This is a genomic window from Geobacillus sp. LYN3, assembly GCF_003064505.1.
GTDB lineage: Bacteria > Bacillota > Bacilli > Bacillales > Anoxybacillaceae > Parageobacillus_B > Parageobacillus_B toebii.
The window spans coordinates 2140501-2151897 of record NZ_QCWL01000001.1; the positions used below are offsets into that span (position 1 = coordinate 2140501).

Sequence of the window (11397 nt, forward strand, 5' to 3'; positions counted from 1 at the left end):
CACCTCCCATCTAACTATATGATACTATATTTTACTGAATCTATCCTATTTTCAGCAAAATATAGTTAAGGCAATTCATCTCCCACTTACTCCACTTCGCTTCGTTGAAGTGGGAGTCTTCTCGCCTAATTAAGGTAACAGATGCGCTACTATTCCAACAGCTCCCTAAGCTCGGCAACATACTCATTGGATCCGGTGACAATTAGGCGATCGCCCTTATGCAGCTTTGTATCCCCATGTGGGACAATCGATTCATTTTCACGGAAGATCCGTACGATAATGCAATCTCCCATAAACGGAAAGCGGCGAAGCGGGATTCCGTCATATTCATTGTTATTCATCGTCATTTCATGCAATGTCGCATCCTTGTTTATAAACATCCGCGCCACTCTTGGTGATTCGATGAACGCTTGCAGCATCGCCGTTGTCGATAATAAGGCGGACATGATTTCGATTCCTTCTGCTTTCAGCCGTTCGACCTGCTTCGGTGTTTCCGCCAAAGCAATCACCCGCTCGATTCCACGTTCTTTCGCGGCTAATGCGACACTTGTGTTAATCTCTTCGTTTCCTGTCAGCGCAACTAAAATATCCGCCGTAAACGCTCCGTGTTTTTCAAGCGTTTCTAGCGAATAGTCTTCGATATCGACAATCGGAAAAACGTGATCGGAAACGGACAGCTCCATTTTTTCTTGCCGAATATGATATAGCGTTACATTGTAGCGCTGTTCGTTTAATACCCTTGCGACTGACAGCGTAAATTGGTTGGTGCCAACAAACGAAATGTTTATTTTTTTCTCGTTATCGTCCGGCTTTGCGTACAGCTTTTTGAAGACAATCGGTGAAACGATACTGGATATAACAGCCACTAAAATCAGCGCGCCTTTCATATTCTCGTCGATAACGTTAATACGCTCTGCGATCGTTGCTGCCGCGATGACAAGCGACAACGTAGACACAAGCAAAAATCCCGACGCGACTGTTGTTTTCGTATCATACCAAATTTTTAAAATTGAAACAGGTATCAGTTTCGAAACAACGAGCGCAAGCAGTAAAAGTGGAAGAAGCGTTAAAATTTTCGGCTCTGCCAACAATGCGCGTAAGTCTAAATTCACCCCAACCATCACGAAAAAGATAGGAATGAAAAACCCATATCCAAATGAATCTAATTTATGCACTAAATCTTTATTCGGCGATAATAGCGAAACGAGCACGCCTGCTAAAAATGCTCCTAAAATATTTTCCGCTCCAAACGTTTCCGATAAAGCGACGAGCACAATGATGAGCGTAAATACCGCGCGTGTGCCGATTTGTACTGTTCCTTTTGCCATTGTTTCAACAAATGAACGTTTTTTGAAATATTTACCAACAAAATAAAAGAGAACACCGAATGCAAACAATCCAAGAATCAGCCATGTACTTCCATGTTCTGGCTCATTCATGGAAACAAATACGGCCAACAAAATCATCGTCACCAAATCAGCAATGACCGCGACTAACAAAATCGTTTGCCCAATCGTCGTTTTCATTAAATTGGCATCTTTTAACGTTGGAACAACGACGCCAAGAGAAATCGTCGAAATAATCAATGTCATTAAAAACGCGTTATCCATAAATCCGGTTAAAACAAACAAATAAGAAAGTCCATACGATAAAACGAATATCGCCATAAAGATGATCGACGCGGCGACAAATGGATTCGGCTCCTTCTCTTTCTTGCTCGCTTTCGGTTTGCGCGCAAACACGGAAAAGTCAATCTCCAAGCCGCTTAAAAACATTAAAAACAAAAATCCTAATGTCGATAATGTTTCAATCCACATATCAGGTTTTACAATATCAAACCCTGTCTTACCAATCATAATACCTGCGATAATTTCCGCCACAACAACCGGGATCGCCTGCAGCCGTAAACGATGCAATAAAATTGGCGTCAAAAATGCGACGACTACTACAATTAATAAAGAAGTGATGGATGAATGTTCCGCCATGAAATTCCCCTTTCTAAAACTTCTTCTTTAGACTTTAGATATTATCCGATACGGGTGGATTTGGCAACTAAAAAATCTTGAGGTCGTAGATTTGCCTTGGTTCCCATCGATTGCACCGATCACTTTTCGATACCATGGTGCAATCACACCGCCTCTGTATTACAGTTCAACACGTTTTTTTGGATGAGAATCAATTCTTGTTAATCAAACATGTTTCCTTACGCAGCAATTAACTTGATGATAACAAATAAAACAGAGCCATAATAAACGGCTCTGTTTTCAGACTGTTGACAAAAAGGGTTACAGACGAATGTCTGTAACCCTTTTTTACTTGCTGTCAATCTAAACGGAGGGCTTCCCTCCTTAACTACTCGCGCTCGTATAAAAGCGAAGCGCAAAACGCCAAAAACGGCGCGACAGCCATAAAAAGACGCCAGCGAGCACAACGGATATCAGCGCGGTAACAATGTTCCACTTTCCTAACAGCGACAATGCAGGCATGTTCGTGATTACTGCGGCAGGCAGTACATATGTCAGCACGATGCGCACCCAGCCACGGTACATGCCGATCGGAAATCTTGCTGTTTCAAAAAACGAATCAAAAATAAACGATAAATCATCAATGCGGATGACCCAAAACGATGTCGTCATCAACATCATCCATAACGAATAAATTAACACAAATGAAGCAGCGATCGTCATGATAAAAACGGCCACATCCACTAGTGACGGAATATAATGCTTTTCTACTAATCCGTAGCCAATGACTCCAAGACCAAGCAAAACATCAATCAGCCGCCAAAATACTAAGTGACGAAAGCTGACATAAAACATGCTGTCGACTGGTTTTGTTAAAATATAGTCCAACGTCCCTCTTCGGACATGTTCTAATAAGCGCGGCATATTCGGGCGAAGCGCAAAATCAATCAGCCCTCTGAGCGTATTAAAGACGCCAAGCAAAACAAGCACATCAGCATATGTCCATCCCGCTAATTGATCAGTTTGGTAAAAAAAGATATTTACCGTTAAAATCGCAATCCCTATTCCAAAAAAGCTGGACAGCAAATTGCCGAGAAACTCGCTTCGATATTCCAGTTCTTCGACGAAACACGTTCGGAAAAATTCGCGAAAAATCCGCGCATATCTCCGCATTTTCACCCACCTACCGCTTGATTTTTCTTTAATCCCGCTTTCCATAACCATTGCACGGCAATAATAAACAAAACAACCCAAATGAACGCAATCCAAAAACCGTTCATTATTTCTTTTTGATTTATCGCTCCTGTAATAATGTCAATCGGAAAGCCAATCATATAGCGAAACGGCAAAAAGACGCTCCATTGCTGCAATAGCGGCGGCAGCATCGACAACGGCGCAATCCGCCCTGACAAAAACAAAGAAATCACTTCGAGCAAACTATATACTGCCGTTACTTTCGTAATCCAAAAACCAAGCAGGCCGCAAGCATAACTGAGCAAAAAGCGAAGCGCCGCGCCAACTAGCACCGCCGTCAAAAACAGAAGCGCCTGTCCGCCTGTCATGTCAAAGCGAAGCGCGGGCACAAACAGCGCTGCCACCGTCCATATCGGCACTAATATGACGAGAAACAACACTTTATAAACGATGTTTTCCGCAATGGCCCAATGAATCGGATGGAGCGGGCGAATAATATAGTTGGAAAATGTCCCATCGCGAATCTCATGGTCGAGTTCCCAAACGTCCCACGCGCTCGTCATGCGCTCTACGAAAATAACGGCCATAAAATAAAAAATGAACGCGTCCGATTGGGACGGGTCGATATTCATCCAGACGACCATCGTAATGAGCGGCTGGACAATCGCTCCTGTCATCCAAACAATTGTTGCGAGGCGATAGGCTAACATTTCGACATACTTCATGCGCAGAAGGGCAATGTATTTACGAATCATGCATTCAATCCCTCCTGAAACGCGCGCGTAATCACTTCTTCCATCGGCGGGTCTTGAATGTTAATATCATGCACGTGGAAATGCTGCAAAAAGTGGGCCGACACTTCTGCTACTTTCTCCCTCGCCACCCGCAATGCCACATTTCCGTCTTCGATTTCCACAACCTCTCCGTAATCTTCCCAACGCACGTCAGGAAGTTTGGCAAAGCGAACTTCAAGCCGCTTGTATGGAGCGAGTTTCTCCGTCAGCACCGTCAGCTCCCCATCATAAATCAGCTTTCCGTAATTGATAATCATAACGCGATCGCACAGCGCCGTCACATCCCCCATATAATGCGACGTCAGCAAAATCGTCGTTTCATGCTCGCGATTGTAATCAACGATAAAACGGCGCACCTTTTCCTGTGTATGGACATCAAGACCAATGGTCGGCTCGTCTAAAAACAATACTTGCGGACGATGCAGCAACGCCGCCGCAAGTTCACAGCGCATCCGTTGCCCGAGCGACAAATTGCGCGTCGGTTTGTCTAGCAGCGGCTCTAACTCCAACAATTCCACTAATTCGTCTAATGTTTGCCGAAATGTTCGATCGTCAATCTCATAAATCGCTTTGTTCACCAAAAATGTTTCCATCGGCGGGATATCCCAAATAAGCTGGCTTTTTTGCCCCATCACTAAACTCATCATCTTTTTAAATTCCGCTTTTTGTTCAAATGGCACAAAGCCGCCAACCGTAATTTCTCCCGATGTAGGGTGAAGGAGTCCCGCGAGCATTTTCATCGTCGTCGTCTTTCCCGCCCCATTCGGACCTAGAAACCCAACAATCTCTCCTTTTTGAATCGTAAACGAAATATCTTTGACCGCTTCTACAATCCGATATTTGCGGTTCCACAAGCTGCGGACCGACTCCAGCCAGCCCGCTTGCCGGACATGCACGCGAAATGATTTATGTAAATGCTTAACGTGAATCATCGTTTTTTCCTCCAACTGATGCCAAGAAGTTTTGTCCTTACATTATTTTTATATATATTAAGCAATTAGAAATACGCAAACAAAAAAGCAGGCTTCGTTTTGAAGCCTGCCTTTAACGTGCAGAACGCGCCAATACATATAAAAAATATGGCGCCCCAATGATGGCGACAACGATGCCTGCATGAATTTCCGATGGCTGCAAAATTGCTCGTCCGACCGTATCCGCCCCCAGCAGCAAACAAGCGCCAAGCAATGCGGACGCCGGCAGTACATAGACATGATGTACGCCGATTAATCTTCGTGCCAAATGTGGGGCAATTAACCCGATAAAACCGATGCCTCCGCTGATGGATACCGAAGCGGCCGCTAATGCGACAGCTGCCGCCAATAATTGAATTTGTTCTTTTGCCACTGAAACGCCGAGTCCTGTTGCGGTGGCTTCGTCAAATGATAACGCGTCAAGCACGCGCGCTTTGTAATAAACGAAGACAAACAACACGAGAATCCACGGCAAAAGCGCCCATACATATTCCCATGACGCCCCCCAAATGCTTCCCGTCAGCCAAACTGCCGCAAATTGATACAGTTCTCTGCTGAGCCGAAGCGACAGCACCGTCATGAGCGCACTTAATCCAGCAGCGACCGCCACTCCCGTTAAAACGAGACGTCCCGGAAGCAGCCCTTCTTGTTTTTCATAGGACAAGCCAAACACAAGCGCCGCCGCCAACGCACCTCCAATAAAAGCAAGAAAAGGAAGAAATAATGCAGGGGCATCCGTACCCGTTGGAAACAACGAAAGATATAATACGACCATTACACCCGCTCCGGTCGAAATGCCTAAAAGACCAGGGTCGGCAAGCGGATTGCGCGATATCGTCTGTATAATGCATCCGGACAACGCCAGCCCAGCCCCTGCTAGTATCGCAATCAACATGCGGGGAAGACGAAATTCAAATAAAATTAACTCCTGCTTCGCTGTCCCCATGCCAGCAAGCGTTTTTGCCACTTCTAATGGAGACATTTTGCTTGCTCCGGTATTCAGACTGATGATAACCACCAAAAGCAAAAGAAAAAAAAGGGCAGTAATAACAATAGCGCGGCGTTTCATGCAAATTCCCCCTTCCGCTTGCGGGAGACATAAAGGAAAAACGGCACACCAATTAAAGCGAACAACACGCCAATCGGCGTTTCATATGGCGGATGAATCATTCTAGCACCGATGTCCGCCCAAAGCATCAACAAACTGCCGAGCACCGCGGAACATGGAATAACCAAACGATAATCGACGCCAACAAAAAAGCGGGCCAGATGCGGAACGACAAGACCGACAAACCCGATTGGGCCGACTGCGGACACTGCGCCGCCGGCAAGCACAAGCACGATCATCGCTCCCATTAGTTTGACGATCTTTGTTTTCTGACCTAATCCGGTCGCAACTTCCTCCCCGAAACTCAATATAGTAATGGACCGAGACAATAATAATGCTGCGACTAAGGCCGCAACAATCCACGGCGCCAAAAGCTTCAGCTGGCTCCACTTCACCCCGGCGACACCGCCGGCATACCAAAACGCCAATTCTTGACTAAGCTGAAAATGAATGGCGATTCCTTCACTAAGCGAGGTAAACAATGCGCTTACCGCCGCGCCCGCCAACACGAGGCGAATCGGAGTAACGCCGCCTCTTGAGAGCGCACTGACTCCATACACCATCCCGGCTGCCGCCGCCGCTCCGAAAAACGACCATATGATGAGTGATTGATAAGAAAGTCCAGGAAAAAACGCAAAACAAATTGCTACCATCAATGTCGAACCGGCATTCAATCCTAACAACCCCGCATCAGCAAGCGGATTTCTCGTCATTCCTTGCATGATGGCGCCCGCCACCGCAAAACTAGCTCCGACAAGCACATCCGCAAGGGAACGAGGAAGGCGCAAATCGCGGATAATTGCATGGGCGGTTTGCCGCGAATCGTAATGAAAAACTGCGTCCCATACTGTCGTTAAACGGATATCCGCCGCACCGACCGAAATGGACAGGGCGATGCTAAAAAGAATGGCGCTTAGTCCAACGACTAGCACCAATATTGCCGCCCACGAACGCGATGATCGTTTTATATGTTTCTCTATTTCCATCTTTCCTCTCCTTACCATCATTCCACCCTACTTTTGATTTGCAGAAAGCAATGTATCGACAACAAGGTCGAGCTGATGTTCAAGTGAAATGGCATCAGAAAACCAAATGTCTTCGATCTTCATTTCGTAAACATGATGGTTTTTCACCGCATTTAAGTTTTTCCAAATCGCGCTGTTTTTCAGCTCTTTTTCCGCCTGTTCGGTTCCGTCCATTTTATATACCGTCCAAAACATGTGATCAGCGGCATAGTCAGGCAACGCCTCTAGCGAAATCAATTTCCATTGCGGACCTTGAATCACTTCTTGTTTAATTTTTTCTGGCGGTGTCAGCTGTAGAGCGTTATAAATAATTTGACCAGCATGGCCAAAATTGTCGCCGATGGCGTAAAAATCTTTTCCTTGCAGTTTATAAATGCCAACGGTCTCATTTTCGCCGATGACGCCTTTAATTTTTTCACGGGCAGCTGCCGCCTTCTTATCAAATTGTTGAATCCATTGCTCCGCTTCCTTTTGCTTGCCAAAAAGCTCGCCAAATACCCGCATTTCTTCTTGGATGTTTTTATAATGGCCAAAAGGAATGAAAACAGTCGGAGCGATTTTCGATAGCTGTTTGTATTGGTCTTCTAAATATACAATAATTAAATCTGGATTTAATTCAACAACTTTTTCTAGGGAAATCGGATTGCCGACGTTTTCAATCCCTTTTGCTTGTTCTTTTATGTACGGATTCTCCATAACTGCCTGCGTGACGCCAACTGGTTTCACCCCAAGCGCCAGCGCGTTTCCTAAAAATTCATATGGCATTACCACCCGTTTTGGATGTGCGGGAATTTCGACTTTTTTTCCGTTCGCCATCGTAAATGTTTTCGTTGCATTCTCTTCTGTCTTGGGTTCCTTTTCCGATGCTGTATTGTCTTTCTGATTCCCGCAAGCGCTCATCATTGCGAGAACGAGAACCAGGATCAGCATGAATACGATACTTCTTTTTCTCGTCAACATCTCGTTGTCCCCCTCTAAAGATAATGAAAATCACAGCCAATAAAAATGATAATCGTTTTCATTAGATGTGTCAACAAAAAAACAAAGAAGCTAACCCTCATAAGAGCCAGCTTCCTCACCTAATTAAAATGGATATGTTCTCTTCTTTGTTTGCACAGATACCCATTTTGTAATAGTAAATTCTTCTACTACCCATGGATTTCCAAATCTCCCTAACCCACTTGCTTTATTGCCTCCAAACGGAATGTTCGGAGCATCATTCACTGTTTGGTCATTGATATGGGTCATACCGCTGTCAATCTGTAATGCTAATTCTTTTCCTTTAGTTAAATCACTCGTAAAAATAGCGGAACTTAACCCATATTCTGTGTTATTGGCGATAGCGATAGCTTCTTCATCCGTTTTCGCTTTGATGACTGTAGCAATTGGGGCAAACAATTCAGTTTGTGCCAGCTTACTCAACGGATCGACATCAATAAAAACATACGGAGTTAAAATGTTTCCGATTCGCTTTCCTTCTAAAGCAATTTTTATTCCTTCACTTTTTGCCTCTTCAATGATCCGTAATGCTTTTTCCATCTGCTTTTCATTAATCAATGGACCAATAACCGTATGCGGATCTTTCGGATCGCCATATGGAAGTGATTTTGCTCTTTTTACGAATTTTTCCACAAACTCATTATACTTGCTTTCATGCACAATGATGCGATTAATAATCATACAAATCTGACCTTGATGGATAAATTTCCCGAATATTGCAGCATCTACTGCACGATCCACATCAGCATCCGACAATACGACGAATGGGCTATTTCCCCCTAGTTCCAAAGCGACTCGCTTTAACTGTCTTCCAGCAATTTCCCCAATATGTTTGCCGACAGCGGTAGAACCAGTAAAGCTAATCAAACGGGCGTGTCGGTTGGTTAGCATTTCATCGCCGATTTCTTCAATATCTGTTAAGATAACGTTTAATACCCCTTTTGGAAGACCGGCATACTCAAACGCTCTTGCAATAATGACTCCACCGGTTAATCCCACTTGAATATCCGGTTTGTGCACAACGCTATTCCCTAAAGCAATGGCCGGAGCAATCGTTCTCATCGATAAGTTCAATGGAAAATTAAACGGAGAAATAGAGGCGATAACCCCTAATGGCAGTTGATAAATATAGTTGACTTTTCCTTCGATGTTAGAAGGTACTTCTCTCACTGTTTGAACTTCACCAGCATAACGCAAAGCTTCCTCTAAAATTTCGATCGCAAGCTGGAATTCCACATTTGCTTTGAGAAGCGTTCCTCCGGTTTCACGGACAATGACATCGATAATGGCTTCACGATTGGCTTGTAAATACTCTGCTGCTTTACGCAATACTTCTTTTCTTTCCTCTACAGACGAACGCGCCCACGCCTTTTGTGCCTCATTTGCCGCCTCAAACGCGTCATGAAGCTGTTGTACCGTTGCCAGACGTACAGAAGTAATGACCGAATTATCATACGGATTTAAAATGTCGTATGTTCGACTGCTTTCTCCTTCTACCCACTCGCCGTTTATAAAACTTTGATTCCATTGTTCATAACGCTCCATGTCCAACCATCCTCCCTCTATAAATGTTGATATATCAAGGTTTCTTGGCATCTTAGGGGTGCCAAAAAAATATTTTTCGACAAAACTCATCACATACTTTTGAATTTTTGCCGATATATAACAGTCCATGGGTGCGCTTCGCGGCCACTGGGTATTTTTGTATTTTCCACTCCAGTGGGGGGATGTGTATGCGATGCACCTTGGATCTCTGCACAACTGATGAGGACGAACCCTCCCATGTCTCTGGGCATCCTTGTGCCAACATTCCTTCGTTCGGTCTCTTCACCAGGCAGAGGCCGGCTAAGCTCCTTAAGGGACTCTAGGTCGAATGGATGAAATTGTGCCAGCTTCTCCGTGTCATCTGGTTGTTCAGACAGTTCTTTTTGCGAAAGAAGGCGACTCTAGGCTGCCTGTGCTTGGGATTGGGAAAAGATATCTTGAATCATTCGTTCCCCATCAAATGCTTGCTGTTTCACACAAACCGCGTATAGTACTTTCAATAGCTTGCCACATAACACGACGATCGATTGCTTCTTACGCAACGGGTTGATTGGGCGTGTCGTATAGTACTCGTGCAACTGACGGAAAGCCTCATTATGGCGAATCAATGGCATCATCACCCGAAATAGAAGGGCGCGTAGCCGTTTTCGTCCTCGCTTCGAGATTCGTTTTTGCCCCTTGTGTTGCCCTGACGAGTTCTCCTTCAGTGTCAAGCCCGCTAATTTGATTAGTTGCCTCGAATCTTGATACTGGGCAAAGCTTCCGATTTCCGATAACAGTTCAATGATCGTCGCATCTCCTAGCCCTGGGATCGTTTGGAGCCATTCGTATTCGGCGGTTGTTTGAGCGAGTGCCGTCAACTCTTCTGTGAGGGCTGCGATCTCTTGTTCCAATTGGCGATATCGGCGGACAAGCGTGGCGATTTCGATACGGGCCATCTGTTGTCCTTCCGTTATCCCAATCGAATGGCGGGCCACCTCTAACAGCTTTTGCACTTTCGGCTTCTGTGGGCATTTTAGCCTCTCGCTTTGCCGATAACGCTCCATTAGCCCCTCTACCGTCTGATTCGCAATGTCCATCGGAAATGGCGTTTTCTCTAACACCACCAATGCCATTTTGCCAAACGACGGAAACACCTGCACAAACTCAGGAAAATAACGATCGAGCCAACGAATCATTTGATTTCGGACGGCATTCAACTCTTTTGTCAACGACTCTCGAAACGTACTTCCTGCCCGCAATTCCGCCTCCACCTCATGGAGAATACGTGGATAGCTAAAGCGTCCGTCTTTGACCAGTTTCGCAATGACAAGAGCATCTTTGGCATCATGCTTCGTTGGCAAGTTGTCGTCGAGCTCTTTTGACCGTTTGACATGCATCGGGTTGACCATCACCAACGGGATCCCTTTTTCCTCGAGGAAGTAGGCGAGGTTCAACCAGTAATGTCCGGTCGGCTCGATTCCAACGATGACTTCGGTTTTGCCAAATTCCTTCATCGCTTCTTGTATCGACGCATAGAACTGTTCAAATCCGGATCTCGATTGAATCACAGGAAACGGCTTCTTCAGCACCCGACCTCGTGCGTCAACCATTGACGCATAATGTTTTTGTTTGGCAATGTCCATTCCAATCACTAACGTTTGGTCGGTGACTTGTTCAATTTTGCGATTTTGTGTATAATTCATTGTATAGTCCTCCTTGGTCTGATGTTAGGTGTTTGTTGACACCCCTGCATCATACCAAGAGGGCTTTTTTCTTTCAAGTCCCCGAAAACCTTTCTAACAGGAATGCTCCTTA

The 11397-nt window shown here is 45.1% G+C and carries 9 protein-coding genes; all 9 read right to left on the bottom strand.

Features of this window, described 5'->3' with window-relative positions; genetic code table 11:
- Positions 1 to 149: 149 nt before the first annotated feature.
- Positions 150 to 1985 (bottom strand): monovalent cation:proton antiporter family protein, encoded by a 1836-nt coding sequence (locus tag DCC82_RS11120; protein WP_108430360.1) that lies wholly within the window; start codon positions 1983 to 1985, stop codon positions 150 to 152.
- Positions 1986 to 2348: 363 nt separating this feature from the next.
- Positions 2349 to 3137 carry an ABC transporter permease gene (locus DCC82_RS11125; RefSeq protein WP_062677943.1) on the bottom strand — a complete coding sequence of 263 codons (789 nt, stop codon included), beginning with the start codon at positions 3135 to 3137 and terminating at the stop codon, positions 2349 to 2351.
- Between the two features lie 2 nt (positions 3138 to 3139).
- On the bottom strand, positions 3140 to 3913 hold the full coding sequence (locus DCC82_RS11130) for an ABC transporter permease (protein ID WP_108430361.1): 774 nt from the start codon (positions 3911 to 3913) through the stop codon (positions 3140 to 3142).
- The gene (locus DCC82_RS11135) at positions 3910 to 4884 is read right to left on the bottom strand and encodes an ABC transporter ATP-binding protein (protein WP_015864131.1); all 975 of its coding nucleotides are present in this window, start codon (positions 4882 to 4884) and stop codon (positions 3910 to 3912) included. The genes DCC82_RS11130 and DCC82_RS11135 overlap by 4 nt, the downstream gene beginning before the upstream one ends.
- Positions 4885 to 4996: 112 nt before the next feature.
- A complete protein-coding gene (locus DCC82_RS11140; protein ID WP_108430362.1) occupies positions 4997 to 5992 on the bottom strand; it encodes a FecCD family ABC transporter permease in 996 nt (331 codons plus the stop codon).
- Positions 5989 to 7017: a FecCD family ABC transporter permease gene (locus DCC82_RS11145; protein ID WP_041269689.1), complete on the bottom strand. Its 1029-nt coding sequence runs from the start codon at positions 7015 to 7017 to the stop codon at positions 5989 to 5991. The genes DCC82_RS11140 and DCC82_RS11145 overlap by 4 nt, the downstream gene beginning before the upstream one ends.
- A gap of 27 nt (positions 7018 to 7044) precedes the next feature.
- Entirely contained in the window at positions 7045 to 8016 is a 972-nt protein-coding gene (locus tag DCC82_RS11150; RefSeq protein ID WP_015864134.1) for an iron-hydroxamate ABC transporter substrate-binding protein, read from the bottom strand.
- Between the two features lie 123 nt (positions 8017 to 8139).
- On the bottom strand, positions 8140 to 9600 hold the full coding sequence (locus DCC82_RS11155) for an aldehyde dehydrogenase family protein (RefSeq protein ID WP_108430363.1): 1461 nt from the start codon (positions 9598 to 9600) through the stop codon (positions 8140 to 8142).
- Positions 9601 to 10001: 401 nt separating this feature from the next.
- Entirely contained in the window at positions 10002 to 11285 is a 1284-nt protein-coding gene (locus DCC82_RS11160) for an IS110 family RNA-guided transposase (RefSeq protein WP_108430364.1), read from the bottom strand.
- Positions 11286 to 11397: the final 112 nt, after the last annotated feature.